Here is a 26,303-nt window from a genome sequence, read left to right as displayed (position 1 = left end):
AAGGTACGTCGCGACAGGCCACACGCTGTCGAGGCCAGAATCCATATTGTACAAGTTTTGCTTGGCGACAATAGAGCTGTGGAACCACCTGATCCCATCCCGAACTCAGTAGTGAAACGCGGTATCGCCGATGGTAGTGTGGGGTTTCCCCATGTGAGAGTAGGTCATCGCCAAGCATTTATTCAACGAAACAGCCTCGACCTTCGGTCGGGGCTTTTTCGTTTATATCCTTCGGGATCTGCGCTCACATGGGGACGGTAGACAGCGCCGCTCGCGGCCGCCCTGCCATGTGATAGTAGGGCGACACCGGATAAAGGCAAAGCGCGCTTTGCCCCGGTCGGTGGCGCGACCGCAGCTTCTATTTAATGAGTAAATGGGCCTGCGGGACGCCTCGCCTGCGAGGCGCCAAGCATTTATTCAACGAAAACGCCTCAGCCTCTGGTTGGGGCGTTTTTGTATGTGGAATTTAAAAAAGGTACAGCGATACCAGCGCCACCTGATCCCATTCACAGCACGCGCTCAGTCTCTACCTGGTTGTGCGGCTCATCAAAAAGCCAGGCGAGAAGTACCTGGTGGACTACCTGTATGTCGCTTCTGGTACCGGACAGGTTTCTGGCAACGTGGTATCGTAGCTGCAACACTGCCGGTCTTGTAGATATTGATAATCACGCCGGTATCCATGATAAGCAGATTAACATGAGGTGCCCTGTGTCGACTGAACAGCTAATTGATCCTTTTGGGCGCCAGATTACCTACGTTCGGATGTCGGTGACGGATCGTTGTGATTTCCGTTGCGTCTACTGCATGGGCGAGGACATGACGTTCCTGCCGCGCCAGCAAGTCCTGTCGCTGGAAGAGATTCAGACCATTGCCAAGGCGTTTACGGAGCTGGGGGTGAACAAGATTCGTCTGACCGGCGGCGAGCCTCTGGTACGGCGTGATGTCATCACTCTGTTTGATGGTATCGGCAAGCTGGAAGGGCTGCGCGAGTTCTGCGTGACGACCAATGGCTCGCAGTTACGCCGTTATGCCCGGCAGTTGAAAGATGCAGGTGTGAATCGCCTGAACATCAGTCTCGACAGCCTGCAGGAGGATCGCTTCCTGCGACTTACCCGTACCGGGCGGCTGGAGCAGGTGCTGGATGGGATTGAGGCTGCAAGGGAGGCGGGGTTCGAACGCATCAAGCTGAATGCCGTCGTGCTCAAGGGGCGCAACGACGACGAGGTACATGATCTGGTGAGCTATGCCCGGGATAGGTCCCTGGACATCAGCTTTATTGAGGAAATGCCCTTGGGGCAGATATCCGAACATGATCGTGCCGAAACCTTCTGTTCCAGTGACGATGTGCGGGCGCTGATTGAGCAGCACTATCCGCTGCTGCCGACCACCGAGTCCAGCGGCGGTCCCTCGAAATACTGGCGCATGGCGGATAGTAACAGCCGTGTCGGTTTTATATCGCCCCACAGTCATAACTTCTGCGGAGACTGTAACCGGGTGCGGGTGACGGTGGAAGGCCGCTTGTTGTTATGCCTGGGTAACGAGGATTCGCTGGATCTCAAGGCGCTGCTACGCCGCTATCCCGGCGATCTTGAACGCTTAAAGGCCGCCATCGTTGAAGCTATCGTGCACAAGCCGGAGCGTCACCACTTCAGCAATGATGGTGACGTACAGATAGTTCGCTTCATGAATATGACCGGCGGTTAAACCCCGCTCAGTACGAATCTCTGCTCCTATCCACACAAGCACCTGCCTGACAGGCAGGTGCTTGGCTGTGTTCCTGCCTGAGCGCCATCAGCTTAGAGCACTCAAAGTACCCGCCGCTGGCGTCGATCCGTCTTACTGTGTTTGACGCGCTTGCCGGTACGCCTGTCCATGCCATCACGCCTGTCCATGAAACGCACTTTTTCATGTTTCCTGAGCTCTGCCAGCCAGCGTACGCCCTCCGGATCTATGTGGTGCACCGCTGAGAAGTCCACCACCAGTTCATCAAGTTGGCTTATGGCCTTGTGGAACAGGGACTCGATTACCGGCAGAGACCCGTAATAGATGTTGCCCTTGATGCGCAGAATATTCCCGTCCAGGGACACATTGGGGTGAGCCTTTTCCCATTTGGCATAAGCCAGCGCCAGCAGCGAGCCACAGATCACAGCGCCAAAGAGGCCGAAGACATGCACCGATATAAAGGATGCCGAAAATACGATGCCTTCGGGAAGATTATGGAAATGCGGCTTTATATCCGACCATTTAATCATGTTGGCGCCGACGATCATGATGGTGGCGGCCATGGCGGGGATGGGAATAATGGCGATCAGGTCGGAGAAAAACAGTACCAGCAGCAACAGTATCAGACCGGAAAAAACCGCTGCCAGGCGGCTGACAGCACCCATGGCGTGCATCAGCCACATGCGGTTGAAAGAGGCGCAGGTCGGCAGCGAGGATATAAAGGGCAGCAGACAGTTGCTAAGGCTGTCGGCGAAGATGCCATGGCGCGCGCTGATGTAGTGTCCCTGTTTGCGGTTCATGCGGCGCATGGCGGCGACTGTCTGGAACAGCCCCAGCAATGCCAGCGTGATGGCACCTGGAATGATACTGATCAAGTCGGGCATGGCTTCCTGGGTGAAGAGCGGAATCGACGGGAACACAAAGCCAATGGCGGACATGTCGGCGGTTTGTTCGATCAGGGTGTTTTCCAGCCCGTAACGGCTGTTGAGGTATTCTGACAGCAGGGTGCCGGCGATAATCCCCAGTAGGATGGCGGCATTGCGAATGGGCTCAAACTGCCGTGCCAGTACTGTGACCACCAGCGTTACCAAGCCTATGTGGATGGCATGCATGTTGCCAATTTCGAGCACGGCGAGGAAGGTCTGCCAGGCTATCCACAGGGGCCACTCAACCTCGGTATTAATCGGCAGGCCGGCAAAGCCCGCAAAGGATTTGAAGATCAGAAACAGGCCTATACCGCAGATCATGCCGTTAATCACAGGCTCGCTGAGAAAGTCCAGCATACGCCCCAGGGCGGGAATCAGCAGGAACAGTAACTGGAAGATACCGGCCATCAGAATCAGGCTCAGGGCGTAGCCGATATAGTCATTGCCAAACTGCGGTGCCACCGGTAGCAGGGTCACGCCTATCACCGCCGACATGGCGCTGTTCGGGCCGCCGTGGAATATCCGCGAGGGGTTGAGCAGGGCGGTGAAGAGCACGCCCCAGATGGCGGCGTAGATACCGAAGTAGGGCGGCAGCCCTGCCAGGGTTGTAGAAAAGGCGATGGCCTGGGGCAGGACCACCACCGCCAGGGTGAGGCCGACCATCAGGCTGTTGCCAATCGCGTAGTCTTTGCCGCGGTTCATCAGGGAGGCGTGCATGCGGGATCCTTGGATTACGGCTTGTTGGCGTGAAAGTTTTCAACGGCAGCCACCAGGGGAGGCATGACAAACATCATCACCTGTTGCCAGGCAGCGCTCAGCGGCCCCTGCTTGTCACCGGCGGGCCTTGGCAGATTGCTGATATAAAAGGCGATGTCACGGCACTCCTGGGGCTCCAGGGTACCTTCCTGGCCCAGTGGCATATTGCGGCAGATAAATCCCGGCAGGATGGTGGAGACAAAGGAAAAGTTGTTGCGTGACTGCAGGTTGAATGCATTGGGGCCAGCTACGGCGGGGAACAGCACCTGGCTGTCCACCACTGTGCCCAGCCCTTGCTGGCCGTGACACTGGGCGCATTTATCCCGGTACAGCGACTGCCCGCGCACGTAATCGTCGCCGCGTTTGTCGGTCATGGCGGCGGTAACTTCGTCGATGCCCTGCTCGGGGTAGCGATTGCCGATGCGTAGATCCAGCGCGGCGGAGAGAAAGCGGCTGTAGGCGGTCACATCGCCGATCAGATCGTCGGCGATATTGGGTTTGAAGCCATTGGATGAGTTGATATAACACTGCATCTGGCGCAGTTCGTAGGGCAGCAGTATACCGGTGAAGCGGTCATACATATCGGCCATGACCCAGGAGGCGCCTAGGCTCAGGGAACCTATCTGGGGCTCGCCGTCGGAGTTCTGCTTGTCGCCAATCCCCTGGTGGCAGTGATCACAGCTGGTTTGGTTACCGCGTACAAAGCGGGTCGAGTTCCAGCGTTCGGCGCGGTTGTCCTCGGCATGCTGACCCTGCAAGTCGTCGATAATATTGCAGCCGCGCTCTATGGCGCGCACATCCTCGGCGCTGTAACCCTGCCTGACGACCTGCTGGCCGGTTTTTTGCTCAATGTAGGGTGAGATGTAGACGTCGCCGGGTTCAAGGCCATAGTCCGACAGCTTAGCCTCACACCCGGGTGTTAGCGTTACCGCGCTCTGGCGAATAAGGGCGCGTTCGCTGTGGTAACTCTGGGCCACGGCGTACAGGCCTGCGAGCAGGGTAAGCAAGAGCCCGATCTGGATGACTTTTACGGACCTGGTCGAGACATTCATCGGGATACTCCCAGGCTGCCTTCACCAAGTTGCAGGTGGTGGGCCACCATACGGGCGAAGATGCGTACATCGCGCACCGCCGGGTCGTAAATCGTCGGCACGAAGCCATCCAGGTGCTTGGCGTAGCAGCGCATCACGCTTTCCTCGAAGGACACACGCCGGTCCAGTTCAGGTACGAAGCGGTCCCCGTTGACCAGGGCATAGGCCAGATCTTCATTGCTGTGGCAGCTGCTGCAGCTGTTGTTGGAATCGGTGGAGGATTTGCGGGTAAAGCGCCAAGCATAGTCGGGGGTATGGTGGGTCAGGTTGTAGCCGTTTTGCACAGCCCGCACAAAATAGCCGTCGCGACCAAAGCTGTCGACCTGGTAGGACTGGCGAAACTCTTCCCAGCCGGGCTCGGTACGGGTCTGATGCGAGAAAGTCGCAAGGCCTGAACCCAGGTGTACCCAAAACACAAATAGCAACAGAATGACGGCACACAATAGTGGTCGTACGGAAGCGCTCAGCGTCTCTTTGCGGGCGGCTCTGGCACGCAATACTGCAGGCGAATGGGCGGGTTGTTGCATGCTGACCTACATCTCCTTGTCGTTACTCAGTTGTGGGCAGGCCTGGCTCGGCAGGGTTGCCTGATAGGCATCGGCCGTCATGGGCCTGGCGAGCAAATAGCCCTGCAGAAAATCGCAGCCCTGCTGTTGCAGGAAGTTACGCTGTTCGATGGTTTCCACGCCTTCGGCGACGACACGCAGTCCCAGGCGGTGGGCCATCACCACTATGGCGCCTATAAGGGCGCAGCCATCCTCATCCTGTGGTAATCCCTGAATAAAGCTGCGATCTATCTTGAGCGCATCAAAGGAGAAACGCCGCAAATAACTCAGGGATGAATAGCCGGTGCCAAAGTCGTCCAGGCTGAGCTTGAGGCCCATGGCCTGCAGCTGATCCAGTGTTTCGCTGATCTCGGCGTGATCATCGAGCAGAATGTTTTCTGTCATCTCCAGCTCAAGCACGTTCGCCGGAATGCGGTGCTGAGTGACCAGGTCTCGGATGACCGGAATTAGTCGTGCCTGCAATTGCAGGCGGGAGATGTTGATTGCCAGAGTACCGGGAGCAAGCCCCAGGTCGAGCCAGTGTCGCAGCAGGGAGGTGGCCTGTTGCAGCACCCAGTCGCCGATGGGGATTATCAGCCCAGTAGCTTCGGCCAGGGGGATAAAGGTTGCCGGGCTGATAGTGCCGTTCTGTGGGTGCTGCCAGCGCAGCAATACTTCAGCCCCTATTGGACGGCATTGACCTGCCTGGAATATGGGCTGGAAATAGAGCTCCAGCTCGTTGCGCTCGACCGCCAGGTGCAGGTCTTGTTCAAGCTGCAGGCGCTGGCGCACCCGCACGTTCATTTCATGGGTGAAGAAGCAGGTGGGCGGATGGCCGGGGGTTTTGGCCTGATACATGGCGTTGTCGGCGTTGGCCATGAGCTCTTCGGCGCTGATGCCATCAGTCGGGTAAAGGGCGACCCCTATACTGCAATGTACTATGACTTCACGGCTGTGCAGCATAAGGCGTTCCGAGGTGGCTTCAAGCAACCGTGTTGCTATTTGCTTCACTTCATCAGGATCCTGTACCCGCGGCAGCAGTACCAGGAATTCATCGCCCCCCAGGCGTGCCAGGGTATCGCCATCACGCAGGCGGGACAGCAGGCGGGAGCCAACCATGGTCAGCAGTTCGTCACCGGCGGCGTGCCCCATGGTGTCGTTGACCACCTTGAAATTGTCCAGATCAATGAAAATAACCGCAACGAGCTCGTGGTGGCGCCGCGCCAGGCGCAGCTCGTGCTCTAGCCGCTCTATGGCCATCATGCGATTGGGCAGCGAGGTCAGTGCATCATGGTTGGCTTGGTAATGCAGCTTGGCCTGTTCCTCGCGGATGGCGTGAATCATGGTGTTGAAGGTTTCGGCCAGGCTGCCAAGCTCATCCGTTGAGGTAACTGCTACTTCCTTTAACTCGCCAAGACCCACGTTGCGGGAGGCGGCCATCAGGCGGTTAACCGGCCCCATGACGTTGTAGCGGAAGACCCAGAATATGGCGCTACACAGGAACAGGATGATCAGGCCGTAGATTGAGCTTTGTATCAGTAACTGGCGTTGGGTCTGGGTATGAAGCTGCTCGCGACTGATGCCGACCTTGAGCTGCCCCAGCGGGCGGTCACCATGGCTGATGGGAAACTCCATGGGAAGCAGGTCATACAGGCTGGATGAAAGGCGTGCGACCAGTCGAGCCGTCTTGGGCGGTGTCAGGGGGGCGGTTTCCTGGTCCAGCTCCAGCGCCTGCAGTGCATCCAGAACGCGGGGGTCCTGGTGGTTGAAAAAGGATGTCAGGGGGGTGCCCTTGTCGTTGACGATAACGCCGTAGACAACATCGCGCTGGCGTGACACTTCGCGGGCATATTCATTGAGGGTCAGGAAATCGAAGCTGAGCATGGCGTCGGGGCTGATCAGTGCGATCAGATGGCCGAGTACCCGGCCGCGCTCGTTAAGTTGCTGCTCCAGCAACTGATTCTGGCTGTGGATAAAGTAGTAGGCATTGAGTGCGAGTGTCACCGACAGTATGCCGCTGACAATAAGAATGAATCTGGAGGCTAAGCGCACTTCTATGCTCCGTCGTCAGTGACGATCCTGACTGGGCGGCATGACCTGATCAATGACACGCCTGTGGGGGGCGTAGCTATCATCATTGGCAATTCCTATGCCAGTCATTTGGGCCTGTTTAAGGATTGCCAAACCTTCCTGGCTGGCTTCGAGACCGATTAGCAACGCCTGAATTCGTGCCGCATCTTCGTTCTCCATAGTACGGCGTACAGCCCAGGGAAGGTGCAACAGCTGCTCTGTGACGGCAAGATGGGTGAGCTGACTGGTGTCAACACTGCCCTTGACTACCTTGAGATCGATCAGAATATCGCCAGCGCCGCTGGCCTGAGCTTCATCATAGTACAGGCCAATCAGTGAGTTGGGTGGGCTTTTGGCAAAAATTTCCCGATAGTCACCCGGCTGCAGGCCGGCCTGCAGCAACAGGTAGCGTGGCAGTATATAGCTCATCATGGCATCCTTGCCGCCGCCAAAAATGATCGTCTTGCCGCGCAACTGTTCGACGCGGCTAATGCCGCTGTCTTTTTTAACATAGAGCGCGCCCGCAACGGTATTGCGGTCAAACTCCCTGTTATGGGCGATAACGCGGTACTGCGCCGATGAGCGAACATAATGGAACTGGTTGTAGTGCACTATATCGAAACGTTCATCCTTTACGTCTTGCAAAAAGGTGTCGAAGTCCTTTGATGTGACCAGCTGTATCTCGCGGCCGAGCGACTTGCTCAGGTATTCAACCAGGGGGGTAAAGAGTTCTGTTGTCAGGGTCGCATTGCGCCTTGGCAGTATGCCGAGCGTTAGCGGCTCCTGGGTTGCGGCCCGGGGCGCCAGAGTCAGGGCATCGGCCAGCAGAGAGGCCAGTACCAGCAGCAGGATGCCGGTCCATCGCAACAACAGGGCCCTGCAGGGGGGGGCTGAGGCCTGGGGATAGACAGGTAAATGTAGATGGTGAAATAACATCCTGTTGTCTCCCTATATTTCATACGATTGTTTAGATGGCACCCGATACTAGAGTAGGTGTTGGAATCCTGTCAAACATCAATAACTAACGTATTGAATTTATTGGTTTCTTTGTGTTGCTTGGCTGGTTGCTCGGTCGAATGAAGGCGAGACCGGAGACACTGTTTTTCGTGCTTAACGGGGCAGGAATCTCACTTCTGGGCAAGGTTGGCCGATGTGTGCAGATGGGGTAGGCTGAGGTCATGACAAATATCGGATCTTTTACCTTTCAGTTTGATCAGAGCGAAGATCGCATCCGGCTGATTGGCAATATGAGCAACGGCCAGCCACGGGTCGATTTCTGGCTGACAAGGCGCCTGTGCCTGCGCATTCTGGGGGCCTCGGATCAACTTGTTCGCCAGACCTCAAAACAGGTCAGCCGCAGCGCGCCTGAGCATCGGGAAGCGGTAGCGCAGTTTGAGCATGAACAGGCTCGCGAGGCGCTAAAGGTGCAGGAGGCGCCGTTGCAGACGTGCGCGCCGGCCGCCGTGCTGCACAGACTCGATGCCAGTTTTCGCGGCGGGCGCTATCAGCTGAGTTTCTTTACCGGCGAAAGCGAAGAGGCGGTGGCTGTCAGCGTACTCAATTACGCCGAACTGCATCAGGTGCTGCATCTGTTGCACCGTGGCAGCCAGGCGCTGGATTGGGGAGCGCCTGAGCAGTTGTTTGATACTCAGGTGCCGGCCAGTCAGACGCTGCAATAGGCGCAGACTCTCTGGTGTCAGCGGGGTTGCCGACGGTGCATGTCGTCGTCGGTCGCGGTATTATTCGGCATCTGCTCCCTGCTCGCACTAACGTTGGTTTTTCTTACTATGTCCTTTTTGTCTGCGCCGCCGCGCAAACCCTTTGTTGCTCGGGGTTCCAGAATCACTCGCTGTGAACGCTGCCTGCTGCCGCAAGTGCGCTGCATCTGTGAATACCGCGTTGAGATTGAGGCGCAGGCGCGCTTCTGGCTGCTGACACACCGCAATGAGACCTACAAGCCTACCAATACTGGTCGGCTCATTCTGGATACCATCGCTCAGTCGCGTGCTTTTACGTGGAGTCGCACCGAGCCTGAACCCGATCTGCTGAAACAGCTCGCCAACCCGGGGCTAGACCCCTATCTGGTGTTTCCTGCAGCACCCGATTATGACCAGCGCATGGTGGAGTTTGAGCCCAAGCCCGGGCGTGAACCGGTGTTCATTATTCTGGATGGCACCTGGCGACAGGCGCGACGCATGTTTCGCCACAGTCGTTACCTGGACCAGGTGCCGGTGATAGAGCCGCGCACCCAGCGCCAGACCCGCTACGATCTGCGCACCCAGGCCCAGGATCATCATCTGTGCACCTGTGAAGTGGCGGCGGCCTTGCTTGAGCAGATAGGGGATGCAGCCAGCGCCGAGGTGCTGGATGCCTATTTTGAGGTCTTTAACGAGTACTACCATGCTTCCCGGCGTACACGTCCAATGAGTGATCTTGCCGCGCCCAAGCAACGTCTGGCGGAAGCAAGGGCGCAAGCGCTCAAAAGCTGAATTTGCACTTAATCTGCCAGATAGCCCTGGCGGCCGGCCTGAACGGCAAAACACATGGCCTGGGCCATTAATACGGGCTCCTGAGCGTGGGCTATGGCCCTGTCTATCACCACCGCATCGCACCCCAGCTCCATCGCCAGTGTCGCATCCGAGGCGCGGCCTATACCTCCGAGCAGTATTGGTATGCTGGCCTGATCAATGAGCCTGAGCAGGTTGCCGGGGTTGTACTGCGTCAGATTCGAGCCTAGGGGCGCGCCCATGGGCATCAGGGCAGCGGCGCCCATCGCCTCCAGACGCCTGGCAATGACGGGGTCGTCATTGCAGTAAACCAGCAGCCGAAAGCCGTCGTTGATCAGTGTTTGTGCGGCGCTGAGGGTCGCTGGGATATCGGGGTAAAGCGTCTGCTCATCGCCGAGCACTTCCAGTTTTACCAGGTTCTGGCCGTTGAGCAGTTCACGGGCCAGGCGGCAGCATTCGATGGCATCCTCTGCGTTGTAGCAGCCTGAGCTGCTGGGCAGGATCATGAATTCGTCAGGAGAGAGGGTATCGAGCAGATTGGCTTCGTCGTTGCGCTGGCCAAGATTGTTGCGTCGTACCGAGGCACAGAGAATTTCTGCACCACTGGCCCTGGCCGCAATCAGGGCTCGCTGCGGGTCGCGGTAGTAGCCGATATCGAGCACCAGGCGCGAGTCAAACAGCTGGCCGTCGATGGTAAAGCGATCAGATTCGTTTTCCGGGTCATGCATCTTGGCAGACTCCCTATTTCCGAAAGTATCCGGGCGGGGCTTTTAGCCTCCGCCAATGGCGTGGACGATTTCCACACGATCGTTGTCATTTAGCACCACTGTTGCATGTGCCGTGCGCGGCACTATTTCTGTGTTCAGCTCTATTGCCAGGCGTCGTCCGGTGAGCCCAAGGTGCTCGACCAGGTCGGCAATACTGTGGTCTTCGGGTATCCGGGTGACCTGGCCATTGATGTGACACTGAATCATGCTGATTTTCCGCAACGCAGGTTAAACAGGCTAGCAAACTGTTTGGCTTTTCCGCAGTAAAGCAGAGTTAAGTCCGACAGGCTGTCAGTCATGCCAGTGTGGGCCTGAATCAAAGACCTCACTAGAGCCAGCCGGGCGCGCAGGGTCGGTCCAGTTGGATGCCACCACTGTGCGGGGCTGCGCGTATTGGCGTCTTTTTTTACCGCAAGAGCCAGCAGTGGCGGGCTGGCATCATAGGTGGTAAACAACTGGTTCTAACCCGACCTGAGGGATAAATTTAGCTTGTTAGGCATCAACAGGACATTGGTGTCCGGAGCTTGCCCTTGTTGACGTTTGCAGGATATATCGGCACACGTCAGCAGCAGCCTCCTGCCCGTTCTTGCAAGCACTACTCCATACAGACAGGGGGTGAACATCATGAAGCACGATGTAAACGAATTCGACGCAGCCGCCGTTATCGCCAGCGATCGCAAGCATGTTTGGCATCATATTACCCAGCACAAGCAGTTCGAGCAGAACGATCCGATGGTGATCGTGGAAGGCAAGGGCATGCGTGTATGGGATGCCAAGGGCAATGAATACCTGGACATGGTGTCCGGGGGTGTCTGGACGGTGAACGTGGGTTATGGCCGCGAGTCCATCGCCGATGCGGTGCGCGATCAGCTGGTGAAAATGAACTATTTCGCCCAGTCTGCCGGCAACATTCCGGCGGCTCAGTTCGCTGAAAAGCTGATTGAAAAAATGCCCGGCATGAGTCGCGTTTACTACTCCAACTCTGGCTCTGAAGCTAACGAGAAGGCGTTCAAAATCGTGCGTCAGATTGCCCACAGGAAATACGGTGGCAAGAAGCACAAGATCCTGTTCCGCGAGCGTGACTACCACGGCACCACCATCACTGCCCTGAGCGCCACCGGTCAGTTTGAGCGCAAGCATCAGTACGGCCCCTTTACGCCTGGTTTTGTTGAATTCCCGCATTGCAGCGAATACCGCTCGCAGTTTGGTGATGTCGACGACTACGGTGTGCGTGCTGCGCTGGAAATGGAAAAGGTCATTCTGGCCGAAGGTCCGGATACCGTGGGTGCTGTCTGCCTGGAACCGATCACCGCCGGCGGTGGCGTGATTACGCCGCCCCAGGGCTACTGGGACAAGATTCAGGAAATCTGCAAGAAGTACGACATCCTGCTGCATATCGACGAAGTCGTCTGTGGTCTGGGTCGTACCGGCAAATGGTTCGGTTATCAGCACTACGGCATCAAGCCTGACATGGTGACCATGGCCAAGGGTGTCGCGTCTGGTTATGCCGCCATATCCTGCACCGTGACCACCGAAGCCGTGTTTGACGCCTTCAAGGATGACCCGTCTGATCGCATGAGCTACTTCCGCGATATCAGCACCTTCGGTGGCTGCACCGCAGGTCCTGCGGCGGCCCTGGCAAACATGAAGATTATCGAAGACGAAAATCTGCTTGAGAATGCCACTCAGATGGGTGAGTACCTGATGGGGCGTCTGCATCAGCTGTACGACAAGTACGATGTTATTGGTGATGTACGCGGCAAGGGGCTGTTCGCGGGCCTGGAGCTGGTCAAAGACCGTCAGAGCAAGGAACCGGTGGATGAAAGCCTGGCGATCGCCATTGCGGCAGACTGCATGAAGCAGGGTGTGATTATCGGTCGTACCAACCGCAGTTTTGAAGAATTCAACAATACGTTGTGCTTCAGCCCTGCGCTGATCGTCACCCAGGCGGAGCTGGATCAGATGATCGATGCGCTGGACAACGCCTTTGCCCGTCTGGCCCCCAACGCCTGATAGGCTGCAGTCGGCCAGCTGGCCGACCTTTCCAACCCCACGGGCATGCTATGCATGACCGTGGGGTTTCTGCGTTTTGTGGTCCGGCATCTGCTCGTGCAGCGGCTGAACGCCTTTTAATATCAGTGATATACTGATATTTCCGGGTCAGCCCCGGCAAGTGGCAGATTGGCATAATAATCCTCGACGCCGTGGCAAGAACACGGCTTTGGCGTCGGAAACAGGTATGGTCCGCGGATGTTTCAACTTTTTCATCTTTCTCCAGAAAAACCCGCCAGCTTGCAGCAACAGCTGCGCGAACAAATTGCCGCCGGCATACTAAACGGCAATATCCCCCTGGACTCCCCCTTGCCTTCCAGCCGCAAGCTGGCCAAGCAGCTCAGTATTGCGCGCAATACCGTAGTGCTGGCTTACGAGCATCTGCTGGATGATGGCTACCTGATCGCCCGTGAGCGCAGCGGCTATTACGTCAATCCGGACATAATGTCGGGCAAGGTGGTGATCAAGCAGAGCCCTGTGGCCGCCGTGGAAGGCACGGCGCCGAACTGGTCGAGCTGTCTCAAACTGTATCCGTCGAATCAGCAGAACTTGAGCAAGCCGCGGGACTGGCAAAAATATCCCTATCCGTTTATCTATGGTCAGTTCGATCCGACGCTGTTTCCCACCAACAACTGGCGCGAGTGTTGCCGTGATGCGGTCAGCGTACCGGCGATTCGCGACTGGGCATCGGACAGGTTCGACAACGACGATCCATTGCTGGTGGAACAGATACGTACCCGCCTGCTGCCGCGCAGGGGTGTCTGGGCGTCGGCTGATCAGATACTGGTGACAGTAGGCGCCCAGCAGGCGCTCTATATGCTGGCGCGACTGTTGCTCGACAAGGACAGTATCATGGGTGTGGAGGATCCGGGTTATCTGGATATCCGCAATATAGCGACGCTCAATCCGTCCGAAGTACGGCCCCTGCCGGTGGACGGTGATGGTCTGATTGTGGATGACAGTCTGAACGACCTCGATTGCCTCTATGTAACGCCGAGTCACCAGTGTCCGACGACCGCCACCATGCCCATAGAGCGGCGTTACGAGTTGCTTAAGCGGGCTAACGAACATGATTTTGTCATCATCGAGGATGACTACGAAAGCGAAACCAACTTCAAGTCGAACCCCATTCCGGCGCTGAAAAGCCTGGATAGCAGCGGACGTGTGCTCTATGTCGGCAGTCTGTCGAAGACGCTGGCGCCGGGCCTGCGGCTGGGTTATCTGGTGGGGCCGGCCGAGTTTATACGCGAGGCCAGAGCGCTGCGCCGCCTGATGCTGCGCCATCCTGCGGCCAACAATCAGCGCTCGGTGGCACTCTTCCTGGAACGGGGTTACCACGATGCCCTGATCATGACCATTATGCGGGCCTACGAGGAGCGCTGGCATGAAATGGGTGCGGCCCTGAGCGAATTTCTGCCGGCATCGTCGCAGAAACCCAGCTTCGGCGGCTCTTGTTACTGGGTTGAGGGGCCTGAGGGGCTGGATGCGCGTCTGCTGCGAAAGGAAGCGGCCGATCGCGGTATCCTGATTGAGTCCGGCGATCTGCATTTTGCGGGTGAAAACCCGCCGCTCAACTTCTTCCGCCTGGGATATTCCTCCATCGGTGCCGAGCGCATTCGGCCCGGGATCAAGACGCTGGCCGAGCTTATTTCGGACATGACCTGAGTCGGGTTCCGGGCGCACCCAGTGCGCTCGGGCTAAAGATAAAACAGTTTTTCGAAAAATAAAGTATCAAATTTTTATAAACGGATACTTTTTCCCGTCTTTGTTCCGCGTTTTTATCTCTGTTTTTTTCCATTCTGTACTAGCTGGCATTGGTCTGCAGAGCCCGTAAAACGGCGCTTTTCGTCGAGCCCGCCTGGCTGTCGATTCTGTTTGGGCCAGTCTGGCGTAACATCTGTGCGGAAACTGGTTCTACCTGTCATTGCTCCTCCCTCCTAATCTACAACCAAGCTGATCTGAAACACTCAGCCTCTGATCACAGGCATCCAGGGTGCAGAAAGTCTCTGGGTGTGAGCTCACAACCGAATACAAAAAATAATGACGGGAGTGGTGACAATGCTAATCGGAGTCCCTAAGGAAATTAAGAACCACGAGTACCGCGTGGGCATGGTCCCGGCCAGCGTGCAGGAACTCACCTCGCGCGGCCATCAGGTACTGGTGGAAACCCAGGCTGGCAGTGGCATTGGTTTTGCCGATGCTGATTATGTCGCCGCCGGCGCAACCATCGCAGCGACCGCGGCAGAAGTCTTTGCCAAGGCCGAGATGGTGGTCAAGGTCAAGGAGCCGCTGGCGGTAGAGCGCAAGCAGCTGCGGGCCGGCCAGGTACTTTTTACCTACCTGCACCTGGCGCCGGATCTGGCCCAGACCGATGACCTGCTGGCCAGTGGCGCCACCTGTATCGCTTACGAAACCGTCACCTCGGAGCGAGGCGGTCTGCCACTGCTGGCGCCGATGTCTGAAGTGGCCGGTCGCATGTCCATCCAGGCCGGTGCGGCCTGTCTGGAAAAATCCCGCGGCGGACGCGGCATGCTGCTCGGCGGTGTTCCAGGTGTTGAATCCGCCAAGGTCGTCATTATCGGCGGCGGTGTGGTGGGCAGCAATGCTGCACGCATGGCCATTGGTATGGGCGCTCAGGTGGTGGTGCTGGATCGCTCTGTCGATGTGCTGCGCCGACTGGTATCCGAGTTCGGCACCCAGGTGCAGACCGTTTACTCCAGCAAGGCGGCACTGGAAGAACATGTACTCTCGGCTGACCTGGTGATTGGCGGTGTGCTGATTCCAGGGGCCGCAGCGCCCAAGCTGGTGACCGCCGAGATGGTCAAGCGCATGAAGCCAGGCTCTGCGGTGGTAGATGTGGCGATTGATCAGGGTGGCTGCTTTGAAACCTCCCACGCCACTACCCATGAAGATCCGACCTATATCGTTGATGACGTAGTGCACTACTGCGTTGCCAATATGCCAGGGGCGGTGGCGAGAACCTCCACTTTGGCACTGAATAACGCCACGCTGCCGCACATTCTTGCGCTGGCAGACCTGGGGTGGGAAGAAGCGATTCGAAGGGATGCGCATCTGGCTAATGGCCTCAACATTCATGCGGGCGAAGTGGCCTGCAAGGAAGTTGCCCAGGCTCTGGGAAAAGAATTTGTCCCTTACAAGGCAAAGTAAATAAAAACTGGTACCCAACGGCCGACGGCGGTTCCGTCGTCTGCAACAGCAAAGCAAAGGAAAATTGATATGGCTCGTATGACTCCAAGTGAGGCGATGGTCGAAACTTTGGTCGCCAATGGCGTTACCGATATGTTCGGTATCATGGGTTCTGCCTTTATGGACGCCATGGATATCTTTACGCCGGCAGGCATCCGTTTTATTCCTGTTGTGCATGAGCAGGGCGCTGGCCACATGGCTGACGGCTATGCCCGTGTCAGCGGTCGCCACGGTGTCTGCATCGCGCAGAACGGTCCTGGTATCACTAACTTTGTTACCGCTATTGCGGCTGCTTACTGGGCGCACAGCCCGGTGGTCTGCATCACGCCGGAAACCGGTTCCATGTCCAACGGTCTGGGCGGATTCCAGGAAGCACAGCAGCTGCCGTTCTTCGAAACCATCACCAAGTACCAGGGCCACGTAGCCAATCCTGCGCGCATGGCTGAACTGACTGCGCGTTGCTTCGACCGTGCCATGCACGAAAACGGCCCGACTCAGCTGAACATCCCGCGTGACTTTTTCTACGGCGATATCGACGTTGAAATCCCGCAGCCCATGCGTATCGAGCGCGGTGCTGGTGGCGAGCAGAGCCTGGCTCAGGCTGCCGAATTGCTGGCTGGCGCCAAAAACCCTGTCATTATTTCCGGTGGCGGTGTTGTTATGGCTGATGCCCTGGGCGAATGTCAGGCACTGGCTGAATTCCTCGGCGCACCTGTTGTTAACAGCTACCTGCACAATGACTCCTTCCCGGCTTCCCACGCGCTCTGGTGTGGTCCTCTGGGTTACCAGGGATCCAAGGCTGCAATGAAGCTGCTGTCCCGCGCCGACGTTGTTGTCGCTCTGGGAACCCGTCTTGGGCCTTTCGGTACTCTGCCGCAGCACGGTCTGGACTACTGGCCAAAACAGGCCAAAGTCATTCAGATCGACTGCGATGCCAAGATGCTGGGTCTGGTGAAGAAAATATCCGTGGGTATCTGCGGTGATGCCAAGGCCGCTGCGACCAACCTGCTGCAGCGTCTGGAAAACACTTCCGTTGCCTGCGTAGCCACCAAGGACGCTCGTGCTGAAGAAATCGCTGCTGAAAAAGCCAACTGGGAAAACGAGCTGAACGACTGGATCCACGAGAAGGACGAGTTCTCGCTGGACATGATCAACGAACAGGCAGGCGAAGAAGGCAGCTTCCTGCACCCGCGTCAGGTTCTGCGCGAGCTGGAAAAAGCCATGCCGGAAAACGTCATGGTGTCCACCGACATCGGTAACATCAACTCCGTTGCCAACAGCTACCTGCGCTTTGAAAAACCGCGTTCTTTCTTTGCGGCCATGAGCTTCGGTAACTGCGGTTATGCGCTGCCGACCATCATTGGTGCCAAGGTTGCTGCGCCGAATCGTCCGGCTATCTCCTACGCTGGTGACGGCGCCTGGGGCATGTCCATGATGGAAATCCTGACCTGCGTTCGTGAAAACATCCCGGTCACTTCCATTGTCTTCCACAACCGTCAGTGGGGCGCCGAGAAGAAAAACCAGGTGGATTTTTACAACCGTCGCTTTGTTGCCGGTGAACTGGAAAACCCGAGCTTCGCTGAAATTGCGCGCTCCATGGGTGCTGAAGGCGTAACCGTCGACAAGCTGGAAGATATCGGACCGACTCTGCAGGCCGCTATCACCCGTCAGATGGAAGAAGGCAAGACCACCGTTATCGAGATCATGTGTACTCGCGAGCTGGGCGACCCGTTCCGCCGTGACGCACTGTCCAAGCCGGTGCGCTACCTCGACAAGTACAAAGACTACGTCTAAGCCGCAAGGCCCAAAACGTAATTACCCGACCAGCGTGGCCCCTGTGGCAGCCCTGGCCGGGACCCACCGAAGGCCGCTGGCCTTCGGTCTGTTTTTGCGGGAAGACCAGCCGGTTTTCCTGATCGTTTGCACAAGCGTTTAACCGTCCTCTGTTTCTGGCCCCTGCGTCCGGGTGCTGTCTTATTGCAGCCCACATTGCAGTGCGTGACCAAGCAGAGCATGACGGAGGCTGGCCCCATGGGCCCCGAGCGTCTGTGCAAACCCCGTCGGCCCTGGCCGGCACCCTGATATTCAAACTGTGCAACGGATCTAGGTAAGCTGCCATGTTGAGCAAAACTCCGGTGGAGTGTCCTTCCTACCTGCTTGAGAAAGCCAGGGCCTTGCCCCGGGTGGTGACTGCCGTGGTGAACCCGGTAAACCGGGTCTCGCTTGAGAGTGCGAAAATGGCCACAGACGCAGGTCTTATCGAGCCCGTACTGGTGGGAAAGGCCGATGTTATTCAGGCCCTGGCCCTGGAGCTGGACTGGGATCTAACGTCTATCCGCCTTGAAGATGCCGCGACTGAAACCGATGCTGCACGCATAGCGACGGGCATAGTGGCCGCCGGTGAAGCGCATGCGCTGATGAAAGGACATCTGCATACCGACACCCTGCTCAAGGCCGTGCTGAGCCGTGATGCAGGCTTGCGCACGTCGCGGCGCCTGAGTCATGTATTCCATATGACGGTACCTGGCCATGAACGCCCGCTGTGCATCACCGATGCGGTGATCAATGTGCAGCCCACTGTGGTCGACAAGGCCCATATACTGCGCAATGCCATCGACCTGTTGCACGCGCTTGGGATGACGCAACCCAAGGTCGCGCTGCTGTCTGGCACCGAGGAAGTAAACCGCGCCATGCCCTCGAGTGTGGATGCAGGCGAGCTGGTGAAGCTGGCCTCCCTGGGCGGCATGCAGGACGCCATCATTGAAGGGCCCATGGCATTTGATAATGCCATCTCCCGCGATGCGGCTGATCTCAAGGGCATGACAAGCCGGGTGGCCGGCGATGTCGACTTGCTACTGGTGCCCAATATCGAGACCGGTAACTGCATGTTCAAGCAGATGGTGTACTTCATGAGCGCCACGGCCGCAGGCCTGGTGCTGGGCGCCCGGGTGCCGATCATTCTGACGTCCCGCGCCGATCCCCCCGAGGCGCGTCTGGCTTCCTGTGCCCTGGCCTCGATTTACAGTCACTACCTGGCCCAGAAAACGGATTGAGTTAAGGCTTGCGGTATTGCAAAAGGCTCCGGTTGTTCCCGGGGCCTTTTTTGTTGCTGACGCTCAATGGTTCGCCTGTGGTCCCACCTTTTTTAAGTCTCTGGCTCTAATCTCTTGGCGCTGGGCGGGCTTTAATGAATACATCATTCCCCGTTCATTCAGGCAGGAGCAGCGCAGATGGCATTGGCGCGATATGGTTTTATTGTTAAGGGTCCGGATCTTGAAATCATCAAGCATCACGGCCGCATTCAGACCGAGCTGTTTGATATGGCGGTGTCCGGTGTGCAGACGGTCGATGAAGCCATTCTGGTGGCGCAGGAGTTGCTGACCAAGCATGTGCAGCTGATCGAGCTCTGTGGCGGTTTTACCGCTGAAGATGCAGACCGCATCCGCGAGGCGACCAGCGACATGATCCCGATTGGCCGGGTGCAGTACACGCCGGAAGAGCGCGAGCGTCTGGCCCGCGAATTCGGTTAAGGTCTGATTCGCGTCCAGGCTGTCGGCTTGTGGGCTTGGCATCCGGGCTCAGTGCGCTTAAGATAGCGCTCGCTGCGAGTGATTCGCAGCATTTTATTGTTCTCAGGGCGGGGTGAAAGTCCCCACCGGCGGTAAAGGCGCTCTGTCGCCAAGCCCGCGAGCGCTCGGTACTCTTTGCATCCGTTGGGATACAAGGCCGCCGGGGTCAGCAGATTCGGTGTAACTCCGAAGCCGACGGTCATAGTCCGGATGAAAGAGAACGGTTCCAGTGCCAGGCGATCATCGCCCGGCGCAAAGATGTGTTCGAATGTCTATCTGGGTGCCGCAAGGTGCTGTCGGGTAGTGCGCTTTCGAGTACGCCGAGGTTCCGCATGCCCTGATTCTGGTGACTATCAACGAGGATAACCATGAATCAGACGTACCCCCCAAAACTCAGCAATGAGACCCGTGCCCAGCGTGTCGCCTTTATTCAGGCGCAGTGGCACAGCGATATCGTCGGTCAGGCGCGCGATGCCTTTCTGGCAGAATGTACCCGCCAGGGGCTGGCGGCCGAGCAGGTGGATATCTTCACCGTGTCCGGTGCCTATGAAATTCCGCTACAGGCCAAACTGCTCGCCAAAAGTGGCCGCTACGGCGCCATAGTGGCGGCGGGCTTTGTCGTCGATGGTGGCATTTACCGGCACGAATTTGTGGCCCAGGCCGTAATTGAAGGTCTGATGCAGGTGCAGCTGGAGACCGAAGTGCCGGTGATGTCCGTGGTGCTGACGCCGCACCACTTCCATGAGCACAGCACCCATCACGACTTTTTCTACCGTCATTTTACCGACAAGGGTACGGAAGTGGCCCAGGCGTGCCTCAGCACCATGGAAAACTTGCAGGGCATTCGCCGCCTGATCGATCGCTGATCGCCATCGATACGTCTGGCGACTCGCCAGTACCAAGCCCTGATCGCCTGTGCGGTCGGGGCTTTTGTGTATTTGGCGCGACCGGAAAGCGTACGGGCATGTCAAAAAAACAGCACCCGCAGGTGCTGACAAGGGCTGGCTTTCGCCGGAGTTGATCGGGGTGAGTTGGTTTAGCGTTGCTGGGACAATAGTCGCCGTGGCCACCAGTCGCTCTGGGCCAGCAGGCGGGTGATCAGCTGTTGTTCCTGCGCCGTACCGTAATGCGCGAAAGGTGTGGTGCTGCAGACCTGGGGTAGCAGAGCGATCAAGCGCTGGCGACAGCTCTGATGCCAGGCCGGGTAGTCGGATGCAGGGACGCTCTGTGGATCAGTGTACCTAAACACGGGTAACTGCGGGCACAGAAAGAACAGCACACTGGTAGCGGCTTCCAGTTGGTCAGTACCCTGGAATACCTGTGCCTGAAACTCTTCCACCAAAGCTATTGCCAGTTCATGGCGGGCGTCGTGTTCGAGGCTGTCCAGTTCATCCCAGCGAGGCTGCAGTTCGCGGCGGATAAAACCGTCGAGACGCGAAGCCAGTTCATCGAAACTGATTCCCGTAGGCGCGAGCTGCTGGGTAATCCACAGAATACGCAGATAGGTCTTGTCGATAAGGGTGCGGCCCGCATTGAGCCAGCCGTAACGCGCCGCCTTTTCGAGACCGCCATACATCAGCACCAGCAACGCATTTTCGCTGCTGCGAGCGTCCAGGCCCGAGGTGAAGTCGGGATGCGGCTGTTGCCAGCTCTGCGGCAGTTCGATGGCGACTGCCTGGGGCGCAGGGGATAAGGCGTTCATGGCAAGGATCTCAGTACTCGATAAGGGGTTGCGATAGCGTGGAACTCGGTCTTTCTGCTTATTTCACAATACCCGTTCACTATAGGGTGCGGCATTAAGCAGGCGTAGCGCCAGCACCCTGGAATAGTTGGAGCCAGGCGGGGAACGGGTGTTGGACGGTCGTATTCACAGGTCTCGCATATGCGTTTATGGTCTAAATATAGAATATGATATTCCATTACATGCTAAACGCTTCTGTCTATACTGGCTCCAGTCGAATTCGATAACTGGCTCCATCAGCCCCCGGGGCCACTGCCAGTGAGATAGCCAAAGCCGCAGGAGGCCTGAGCATGAGTGCAAATCTGAATGTACGTCTGGAAACATCCGAGCAGACTCCGAGCAAAACCGGAATTCAGGTTCTGGCTCAGGCACTAGAACAGCGCAATGCCCGCATTCAGCAGATGAACAAAAAGCCGACTGAGGCCCCAGCGCCCCAGTACGACTTCGTTGGTATCGCCGGCTGATCACTGTTTGAACCAGGCGTAACGCCGCGCAGCGAATTCGCCACAGATTCCAGTTTTACAAGGCCCGTTACTGACCCGTAACGGGCCTTTTTCGTGCGTGGGTAGCGGTGGCCTGCTTGCTGGAGCTCTGGGTTTCAGCTGGCGATTATGCATAATGGTTCACCTGACTAAACAGGATAAACGACAGGGTGGCCAATGAGTGACAGTTTGATGTTTGGGGCAGCGGGCCTGGGTTTGGTGATTATAGTGGCTTTGTCCTGGTATATAGTCACTCACCTGCGAGCCCTGAAAGAGCAAAGGCAGCAGCGCGAGGCGTTTCAGATTCAGGCAGAAACCAAGGCCCGGGAGCAGCGTCAGTATCTGATCGACAGTATTCGGGTGATCGCCCGAGCCATGTCTGAAGACGAAAAAATGACTCTGACGGAAGGCTCCATCCGCCTGAAGGTGCTGCTCGACAATCTGATGCCGGAACTGCATCAAAATCCCGACTTTGAAATCATATCGACGCACTACGAAGCCACGCGGCACATCCCCTTTTTGAAGGGATGGAAGTCGCTGGAACGTTCGCAGCAGCGACGTTTCCGCCAGGAAATGGATGTGCTGGAGCAGCAGCACCGCGATGGGCTGCTGCGTGCAGCCGCCAAGCTGCATGAGTATCCGCTTGACCGGATGCACTGACCCTTGGCCTTCCTGGCGGCGTTTGTCGTTACCCTGGTACTGCTGTGCCTGATGGCCCTGGCACTTTATTTCGGCAAGGCGCCGACTTATCGTCCGTCCCGTGCCGAGATATTGGCGTTGTTACAGGGCGTACTGGATTGCACGACAACACAGCAGCGCTGGGATCTGTATGTCGGCATGCCGATGCGACATGACCCGGAACTCGAGGCCATTCGCCTGCGTTGCCTGCTTCTGCAGGAAGGGGATGAGAAGGAGCCCGCGGCTGGGGAGGGTATAGATAATTACCTGTTTGACCGCGCTGGCAGGGAGCGGCTGCGCATTATCGTGGCTGATCTCTCCGATCTAATCGCGCGGGATCCGGTGTTCCGCGAATTTTGACAGTCCCGTATCACCAGCTTGATATTAACCCGGCGGGTTAATACATGAAGCAGGGACGCTTCATCATTGGCCGCAGGCCAATGCGAACGCCAGAAAAACCAGCAAGTCCATGCACTTGCGCTAGTTTTTCTGGCGTGACGGACAAATAGGAAGGGAACCTATTTGTCCACCGGGTTAATAGCTACACCAAACGTCTTGTTAGGCCGGATCTGTGTCTGTAATTGGCAGTGGCTGCTTGCTGAGACGTTGCAGGCGCCAGAGTGACTGCCAGAGTTTACGCTGGCCGTGGCCATCAATAACACACTGGTGGAAGTCGGCGGTAAGCGCCTCAAACTCCGGCCAATCGTATAGTCCGCTGATGCCCAGCAGCTGGTGTGCATGGTGCCGCATTTTTGCGGCATCACGGCTCAGTACTCCTTGCTGGCAGGCGTCCAGCTGTCGCTGTATTTCCTGCTGTATTTGCGCGTAGCTCAGCAACGGTGAGGCATCTTTGTCCACCGCAGCCTGAGGCGCAGGGCGTGTGGGTGCGGGGCTGCAATGGCGCTTTACTGCGGTAAGCAGTTCCTGTTCATTGATGGGCTTGAACATGATCTTGGTGATGCCGGCGTTCTGCAATGCCTGATGCTCCCGCGGCACCACGTTGGCGGTAAGCGCGATTATAGGCAGCTCTGGGTAGGTTCGGCGCAGGCGTCTTGTTGCCTCGATACCATCCATCCTGGGCATGTGCACGTCCATCAGAATCAGATCAGGTGCCTTTTTAGTGACCTGTTCCAACACTTCCACGCCGCTGGTGGCCTCTCTTGAGCGGATACCTGCCCGGCTGAGAATTTTCGTGATCAGCAGGCGGTTCAGATCGTTGTCTTCGGCAATCAAGACGTCAAGGCCCGTGCAGGGGGATTTCTCGGCGGGAGTTTTGGCTCCCCCTATCTCTTCGATCACCGGGTCCTGTGTCATTGTGTTCAGTGCCCGCAGCAGATTGCGGGTCCGCACCGGCTTGTGCACGATTAGTGTCTGTTCATCCAGTTGGAACTGGCTGGAACCGTTGGCGCACAGAATAACCAGCCGGGCACTGTAGCTCTGGCGTAGCTGTTGCAACAGTACCTGGAACTGCGCATTACTCATGCCAGGACTGTCGCCCCAGATCAGGCTGTCATACTGGCCTGCACGGCGGCAAAAATCATCGAAGTTCAGTGCCGTGTCAATCTTCATGTGCTGGTGAAACAGCAGCGTCTGCAGGGATTTTCGCATGGCCGGGTGAGGTTCGAAGAGGAGAATTGGACCGCACTCTGGCCGGGTCTCAGGCAGGGGTTTTGCGATCTGCTCGCCGTGGGTGAAGGGTATCGCCAGACTGATTTGTGTCCCCTTGTTCAGTTCACTGCTGAGCTTTATTGTGCCGTCCATCAGGCTGATCAGCCTTTGGGTAATAACCAATCCTAGCCCAGAGCCGCCAAAGCGTCGGGTGATGGAGGTATCGGCCTGAGTAAAGGCCTTGAACAGTTTGCCTTTCTGGTTTTCCGCAATACCAATGCCTGAATCCTCCACCCTGATTCGCAGTATGGAGTGATGTCTGTCGAGGTTTTCGGCTTCCACGAACAGCTGGACTTCGCCTTTCTCGGTAAACTTGATGGCGTTGGCCACCAGGTTGATAAGGATCTGGCGCAGGCGGGTGGGGTCGCCCAGCAGGGTGTCAGGTATCTCCTGAGCGTAGTGCAGAACGAGTTCCAGCCCCTTGTGATGAGCTGGAGGTGCCTGCATTTCCAGCACATCTAGCAGCAGGTCTTCGAGGTTCAGCGGAATCTGTTCAAGCTTGATGGCGTTGGACTCTAGCTTGGACAGATCGAGAATGTCATCAATGATGCTGAGCAGGGCCGTGGATGTCTGGTTGATGATGCGGGTGTATTCGCGCTGCTCATTGTTGGTGTTGGTTTCATCGAGCAGGCGGGCGAAGCCCAGCACCGAGGTCATGGGGGTACGCAGCTCATGGCTCATGCGGGCCAGAAATTCGTCCTTGGCGAGATTGGCGGTGTCGGCCTTGAATCGGGCCAGCTCCAGCTCCCGGTTCTTGGTTTCAAGGTGGTTCAGCGTTGAGCGTAGCGTTTTGCTGGTGGAGTCCACCTTGGATTCCATTATTGAGCTGGATTCCTGGATACGGGCTGCCATGCGGTTAATGCCCCGGGCCAGTGTGCGCAGTTCGCCGGTGTAAGAGACTTCGGCGCGGGTATCAAGCTGACCATCCTGCAGGCGCTCGACGACATGGCTAAGGCCCTGTATAGGCTGGGTAATACGGCTGCCAAAGCGCAGCGCCATGACGCAGGTGATGCCAAAGGTGCCGAGCATCAGCAGCAAGCCGGTAATCAGGATGCTCAGCTGACGGCTGCGGGTCTGGTCATTGGACAGAATGATGATAACCCAGCCAATGGTATCCAGTCGGTTCTTGGCATCGGGATACTCGGGGAAGTCCTGGAAGGATATGCCGGTTACCTGTACAGGCTCTGCGAAGTACCAGTGATTGTTTTCCCTATAGACAAAAGGCCCCTGGGGTTTCAGGTGAAGCTCGAAAGCGCGCGAGCGGGTAATGAGTTCAAAACGCTCATCCAGAAATACGACGTCGGCCACATCGGGCTCCTGGCTTACGCCCTTGCCAAGATTACGCAGCAGTTCGTGGTTGCCCAGCAACAGGCCAAATTCAGAGGCAGATGCCAGCAAGCGGCTGATGGACTGGCCACGCTCCAGCATCGAAAACTGGGTGTCATCAATCCGGGTGCTGATGAAATAGCCGCCCAGTACCAGAGCAAAAAGAACCATGGGCAACAGCGAAATCATCAGTACACGCTGGCGGATTCCCAGGGTTCTGAGGTGGCGTTTCATTTAGAGCCGCCCTCCAGTTGCCGGTACAGTGCCTGATCGTCAGGTTCGGGCAGTTCCAGGGTGCGGGCCACTATCGGGTTGCTGCTGACATTGTAATATTTCGGGTAGGTCGGTGGCGGCAAGGGTTGGGACAGGTCGAGTTCGCGTAACAGCTCGCCGGTTTGCTGGCCGATCTGTGCGGGTGTTGAGTATACAGCGGCCAGTGCCCCAGCTTCGACATAGGTTTTGGAAAAACCAATCACCGGCACTTTCTGTTGCAGCGTAATGTACAGCAGCCACTTGGCGGTGGAGCGGTTAAAAAGGGCTCGGTCGGGCAGGGCGAGGAAGACGTCACTTTGTTGAATCAGTGGGGTTAGTCGTTCGATCGGGTTATCCGCCTCGTCCAGAGTGATGGACAGGGGGGTCAGCTTTTCACGCAGGGACGCCTGGTCGAACATCTGCATGGAGGCATTCGAGAAAGGGCCGAACATGGTGCCGATACTTTTGGCATTGGGTACTAGCAGGCGGGCAAGGCGTAGCTGGCGTTGCAGCGGCTGATCCAGGTAGACCGCACTGATACGGCGCTGTCCGCTGTCGTACAGTGTCGACAGGGACTCGAAGGTGGAGCGCGGAACCAAGGTACAGATCAGGTCGGCCTGGCCGCTGTGCTGCAGCAGTTGTTCGCAGGCCCTTGCGCCTATGGCGATGTTGAGTCCCTGGTCAAGCCGCTCCTGGGACGGTATGTTTTCGGTGCTGTACAGCGCCAGGGGCAGCTTGGCGCTGCGCCTGATTTCTTCGGCCACCAGTCTATAGAGCGCGCTGTTCTCGCTCATCAGTATCAATGGCTCAGCGACAGCGCGGGTGCCTGTAAGCCACAGAACAAACATCAACAGCAGGAGTCCTGACCGCCGAAGATTGGGGTGTTGCCTGTACTTGCGTGTATCCGATGCCTGCATTCAGCGTATCCATTCGCGTCGCCGGGT

At 57.3% G+C, this 26,303-nt stretch carries 24 protein-coding genes, 1 rRNA gene and 1 riboswitch; of the genes, 14 read left to right on the top strand and 11 right to left on the bottom strand.

The genetic code is table 11. From position 1 onward, the window contains the following. The first annotated feature begins 60 nt into the window (after nucleotides 1-60). A 5S ribosomal RNA gene (gene rrf, locus MPRO_RS10560) occupies nucleotides 61-176 on the top strand. Nucleotides 177-696: 520 nt separating this feature from the next. Next, nucleotides 697-1,704 carry a GTP 3',8-cyclase MoaA gene (gene moaA / locus MPRO_RS10555; protein WP_067291611.1) on the top strand — a complete coding sequence of 336 codons (1,008 nt, stop codon included), beginning with the start codon at nucleotides 697-699 and terminating at the stop codon, nucleotides 1,702-1,704. A 101-nt stretch (nucleotides 1,705-1,805) separates the two neighbouring features. Here moaA and MPRO_RS10550 read toward each other — a convergent pair whose 3' ends face one another. From MPRO_RS10550 to MPRO_RS10530, 5 genes are read right to left on the bottom strand one after another with little or no spacing between them, the layout of a single operon-like run. Continuing rightward, nucleotides 1,806-3,365: a SulP family inorganic anion transporter gene (locus MPRO_RS10550; protein WP_067291599.1), complete on the bottom strand. Its 1,560-nt coding sequence runs from the start codon at nucleotides 3,363-3,365 to the stop codon at nucleotides 1,806-1,808. 14 nt (nucleotides 3,366-3,379) lie between these two features. Continuing rightward, nucleotides 3,380-4,456, bottom strand: coding sequence for a c-type cytochrome (locus MPRO_RS10545; RefSeq protein ID WP_067291596.1), 1,077 nt, complete (start codon nucleotides 4,454-4,456; stop codon nucleotides 3,380-3,382). After that, nucleotides 4,453-5,022, bottom strand: a complete 570-nt coding sequence (locus tag MPRO_RS10540) for a hypothetical protein (RefSeq protein WP_067291592.1) — start codon at nucleotides 5,020-5,022, stop codon at nucleotides 4,453-4,455. Before MPRO_RS10540 ends, MPRO_RS10545 begins: the two co-directional genes overlap by 4 nt. Nucleotides 5,023-5,028: 6 nt before the next feature. Then, nucleotides 5,029-7,092, bottom strand: coding sequence for a putative bifunctional diguanylate cyclase/phosphodiesterase (locus tag MPRO_RS10535; RefSeq protein WP_067291587.1), 2,064 nt, complete (start codon nucleotides 7,090-7,092; stop codon nucleotides 5,029-5,031). A gap of 15 nt (nucleotides 7,093-7,107) precedes the next feature. Continuing rightward, on the bottom strand, nucleotides 7,108-7,980 hold the full coding sequence (locus MPRO_RS10530; protein ID WP_245635070.1) for a phosphate/phosphite/phosphonate ABC transporter substrate-binding protein: 873 nt from the start codon (nucleotides 7,978-7,980) through the stop codon (nucleotides 7,108-7,110). Between the two features lie 308 nt (nucleotides 7,981-8,288). Between MPRO_RS10530 and MPRO_RS10525 the strand changes: the two genes are divergently transcribed. Together MPRO_RS10525 and MPRO_RS10520 are read left to right on the top strand one after the other, a co-directional pair. After that, the gene (locus tag MPRO_RS10525; protein ID WP_067291583.1) at nucleotides 8,289-8,789 is read left to right on the top strand and encodes a hypothetical protein; all 501 of its coding nucleotides are present in this window, start codon (nucleotides 8,289-8,291) and stop codon (nucleotides 8,787-8,789) included. A 108-nt stretch (nucleotides 8,790-8,897) separates the two neighbouring features. Then, nucleotides 8,898-9,599 carry a tRNA-uridine aminocarboxypropyltransferase gene (locus MPRO_RS10520; RefSeq protein ID WP_067291580.1) on the top strand — a complete coding sequence of 234 codons (702 nt, stop codon included), beginning with the start codon at nucleotides 8,898-8,900 and terminating at the stop codon, nucleotides 9,597-9,599. Between the two features lie 8 nt (nucleotides 9,600-9,607). Here the strand turns inward: MPRO_RS10520 and MPRO_RS10515 are convergent, their stop codons facing one another. Genes MPRO_RS10515 through MPRO_RS25775 form a run of 3 tightly spaced genes read right to left on the bottom strand, consistent with a single transcriptional unit; the run spans nucleotide 9,608 to nucleotide 10,839 of the window. Next, on the bottom strand, nucleotides 9,608-10,345 hold the full coding sequence (locus tag MPRO_RS10515; protein WP_067291577.1) for a beta/alpha barrel domain-containing protein: 738 nt from the start codon (nucleotides 10,343-10,345) through the stop codon (nucleotides 9,608-9,610). A gap of 42 nt (nucleotides 10,346-10,387) precedes the next feature. After that, nucleotides 10,388-10,591, bottom strand: a complete 204-nt coding sequence (gene thiS, locus MPRO_RS10510; protein WP_067291575.1) for a sulfur carrier protein ThiS — start codon at nucleotides 10,589-10,591, stop codon at nucleotides 10,388-10,390. Continuing rightward, nucleotides 10,588-10,839: a hypothetical protein gene (locus tag MPRO_RS25775; protein WP_158651790.1), complete on the bottom strand. Its 252-nt coding sequence runs from the start codon at nucleotides 10,837-10,839 to the stop codon at nucleotides 10,588-10,590. The genes thiS and MPRO_RS25775 overlap by 4 nt, the downstream gene beginning before the upstream one ends. Nucleotides 10,840-11,008: 169 nt before the next feature. Between MPRO_RS25775 and MPRO_RS10505 the strand changes: the two genes are divergently transcribed. The 7 genes from MPRO_RS10505 (at nucleotide 11,009) to MPRO_RS10475 (ending at nucleotide 20,078) form a co-directional block, all read left to right on the top strand. Then, nucleotides 11,009-12,397 carry an aminotransferase family protein gene (locus MPRO_RS10505; RefSeq protein ID WP_067291573.1) on the top strand — a complete coding sequence of 463 codons (1,389 nt, stop codon included), beginning with the start codon at nucleotides 11,009-11,011 and terminating at the stop codon, nucleotides 12,395-12,397. Between the two features lie 237 nt (nucleotides 12,398-12,634). Continuing rightward, nucleotides 12,635-14,101 (top strand): MocR-like pyridoxine biosynthesis transcription factor PdxR, encoded by a 1,467-nt coding sequence (gene pdxR / locus MPRO_RS10500; protein WP_067291571.1) that lies wholly within the window; start codon nucleotides 12,635-12,637, stop codon nucleotides 14,099-14,101. A gap of 393 nt (nucleotides 14,102-14,494) precedes the next feature. After that, nucleotides 14,495-15,604, top strand: coding sequence for an alanine dehydrogenase (gene ald, locus MPRO_RS10495; RefSeq protein WP_067291569.1), 1,110 nt, complete (start codon nucleotides 14,495-14,497; stop codon nucleotides 15,602-15,604). A 69-nt stretch (nucleotides 15,605-15,673) separates the two neighbouring features. Continuing rightward, on the top strand, nucleotides 15,674-17,437 hold the full coding sequence (gene xsc, locus MPRO_RS10490; RefSeq protein ID WP_067291567.1) for a sulfoacetaldehyde acetyltransferase: 1,764 nt from the start codon (nucleotides 15,674-15,676) through the stop codon (nucleotides 17,435-17,437). Nucleotides 17,438-17,760: 323 nt separating this feature from the next. Continuing rightward, nucleotides 17,761-18,696, top strand: a complete 936-nt coding sequence (locus MPRO_RS10485) for a bifunctional enoyl-CoA hydratase/phosphate acetyltransferase (protein WP_067291565.1) — start codon at nucleotides 17,761-17,763, stop codon at nucleotides 18,694-18,696. Nucleotides 18,697-18,873: 177 nt separating this feature from the next. Beyond that, a complete protein-coding gene (locus MPRO_RS10480) occupies nucleotides 18,874-19,173 on the top strand; it encodes a DUF6506 family protein (RefSeq protein WP_067291556.1) in 300 nt (99 codons plus the stop codon). A gap of 94 nt (nucleotides 19,174-19,267) precedes the next feature. Next, nucleotides 19,268-19,438, top strand: a riboswitch (FMN riboswitch). Nucleotides 19,439-19,580: 142 nt separating this feature from the next. After that, on the top strand, nucleotides 19,581-20,078 hold the full coding sequence (locus MPRO_RS10475; RefSeq protein ID WP_067291553.1) for a 6,7-dimethyl-8-ribityllumazine synthase: 498 nt from the start codon (nucleotides 19,581-19,583) through the stop codon (nucleotides 20,076-20,078). 170 nt (nucleotides 20,079-20,248) lie between these two features. On the opposite strand, the gene MPRO_RS10470 is transcribed toward MPRO_RS10475, so the two are convergent. Continuing rightward, nucleotides 20,249-20,914, bottom strand: a complete 666-nt coding sequence (locus tag MPRO_RS10470) for a hypothetical protein (RefSeq protein WP_067291549.1) — start codon at nucleotides 20,912-20,914, stop codon at nucleotides 20,249-20,251. 329 nt (nucleotides 20,915-21,243) lie between these two features. On the opposite strand from MPRO_RS10470, the gene MPRO_RS25770 reads away from it, so the two are divergent. The 3 genes from MPRO_RS25770 (at nucleotide 21,244) to MPRO_RS10460 (ending at nucleotide 22,473) form a co-directional block, all read left to right on the top strand. Then, complete coding sequence (locus tag MPRO_RS25770) at nucleotides 21,244-21,417, top strand: hypothetical protein (protein ID WP_158651789.1); 174 nt, start codon at nucleotides 21,244-21,246, stop codon at nucleotides 21,415-21,417. A gap of 195 nt (nucleotides 21,418-21,612) precedes the next feature. Continuing rightward, nucleotides 21,613-22,095 carry a DUF2489 domain-containing protein gene (locus tag MPRO_RS10465; protein WP_067291546.1) on the top strand — a complete coding sequence of 161 codons (483 nt, stop codon included), beginning with the start codon at nucleotides 21,613-21,615 and terminating at the stop codon, nucleotides 22,093-22,095. Between the two features lie 3 nt (nucleotides 22,096-22,098). Next, on the top strand, nucleotides 22,099-22,473 hold the full coding sequence (locus MPRO_RS10460) for a hypothetical protein (RefSeq protein ID WP_067291542.1): 375 nt from the start codon (nucleotides 22,099-22,101) through the stop codon (nucleotides 22,471-22,473). Between the two features lie 198 nt (nucleotides 22,474-22,671). Here MPRO_RS10460 and MPRO_RS10455 read toward each other — a convergent pair whose 3' ends face one another. After that, entirely contained in the window at nucleotides 22,672-25,341 is a 2,670-nt protein-coding gene (locus tag MPRO_RS10455; RefSeq protein WP_067291538.1) for a response regulator, read from the bottom strand. After that, nucleotides 25,338-26,207 carry an ABC transporter substrate-binding protein gene (locus MPRO_RS10450; RefSeq protein WP_067291535.1) on the bottom strand — a complete coding sequence of 290 codons (870 nt, stop codon included), beginning with the start codon at nucleotides 26,205-26,207 and terminating at the stop codon, nucleotides 25,338-25,340. The genes MPRO_RS10455 and MPRO_RS10450 overlap by 4 nt, the downstream gene beginning before the upstream one ends. Nucleotides 26,208-26,303 lie beyond the last annotated feature (96 nt).

The sequence above is a fragment of the Marinobacterium profundum genome (assembly GCF_001528745.1).
In the GTDB taxonomy this organism is placed as follows: Bacteria; Pseudomonadota; Gammaproteobacteria; order Pseudomonadales; family Balneatricaceae; genus Marinobacterium_A; species Marinobacterium_A profundum.
Note: the sequence above shows the minus strand (reverse complement) of the source record. Positions and strands in the feature narration are given on the sequence as shown.

Coding starts and splice junctions, on each gene's coding strand:
- moaA (WP_067291611.1), top strand. CDS start 697: ATGAGGTGCCCTGTGTCGACTGAACAGCTAATTGATCCTTTTGGGCGC.
- MPRO_RS10550 (WP_067291599.1), bottom strand. CDS start 3,365: ATGCACGCCTCCCTGATGAACCGCGGCAAAGACTACGCGATTGGCAAC.
- MPRO_RS10545 (WP_067291596.1), bottom strand. CDS start 4,456: ATGAATGTCTCGACCAGGTCCGTAAAAGTCATCCAGATCGGGCTCTTG.
- MPRO_RS10540 (WP_067291592.1), bottom strand. CDS start 5,022: ATGCAACAACCCGCCCATTCGCCTGCAGTATTGCGTGCCAGAGCCGCC.
- MPRO_RS10525 (WP_067291583.1), top strand. CDS start 8,289: ATGACAAATATCGGATCTTTTACCTTTCAGTTTGATCAGAGCGAAGAT.
- MPRO_RS10520 (WP_067291580.1), top strand. CDS start 8,898: ATGTCCTTTTTGTCTGCGCCGCCGCGCAAACCCTTTGTTGCTCGGGGT.
- MPRO_RS10515 (WP_067291577.1), bottom strand. CDS start 10,345: ATGCATGACCCGGAAAACGAATCTGATCGCTTTACCATCGACGGCCAG.
- thiS (WP_067291575.1), bottom strand. CDS start 10,591: ATGATTCAGTGTCACATCAATGGCCAGGTCACCCGGATACCCGAAGAC.
- MPRO_RS10505 (WP_067291573.1), top strand. CDS start 11,009: ATGAAGCACGATGTAAACGAATTCGACGCAGCCGCCGTTATCGCCAGC.
- pdxR (WP_067291571.1), top strand. CDS start 12,635: ATGTTTCAACTTTTTCATCTTTCTCCAGAAAAACCCGCCAGCTTGCAG.
- ald (WP_067291569.1), top strand. CDS start 14,495: ATGCTAATCGGAGTCCCTAAGGAAATTAAGAACCACGAGTACCGCGTG.
- xsc (WP_067291567.1), top strand. CDS start 15,674: ATGGCTCGTATGACTCCAAGTGAGGCGATGGTCGAAACTTTGGTCGCC.
- MPRO_RS10485 (WP_067291565.1), top strand. CDS start 17,761: ATGTTGAGCAAAACTCCGGTGGAGTGTCCTTCCTACCTGCTTGAGAAA.
- MPRO_RS10480 (WP_067291556.1), top strand. CDS start 18,874: ATGGCATTGGCGCGATATGGTTTTATTGTTAAGGGTCCGGATCTTGAA.
- MPRO_RS10475 (WP_067291553.1), top strand. CDS start 19,581: ATGAATCAGACGTACCCCCCAAAACTCAGCAATGAGACCCGTGCCCAG.
- MPRO_RS10470 (WP_067291549.1), bottom strand. CDS start 20,914: ATGAACGCCTTATCCCCTGCGCCCCAGGCAGTCGCCATCGAACTGCCG.
- MPRO_RS25770 (WP_158651789.1), top strand. CDS start 21,244: ATGAGTGCAAATCTGAATGTACGTCTGGAAACATCCGAGCAGACTCCG.
- MPRO_RS10465 (WP_067291546.1), top strand. CDS start 21,613: ATGAGTGACAGTTTGATGTTTGGGGCAGCGGGCCTGGGTTTGGTGATT.
- MPRO_RS10455 (WP_067291538.1), bottom strand. CDS start 25,341: ATGAAACGCCACCTCAGAACCCTGGGAATCCGCCAGCGTGTACTGATG.
- MPRO_RS10450 (WP_067291535.1), bottom strand. CDS start 26,207: ATGTTTGTTCTGTGGCTTACAGGCACCCGCGCTGTCGCTGAGCCATTG.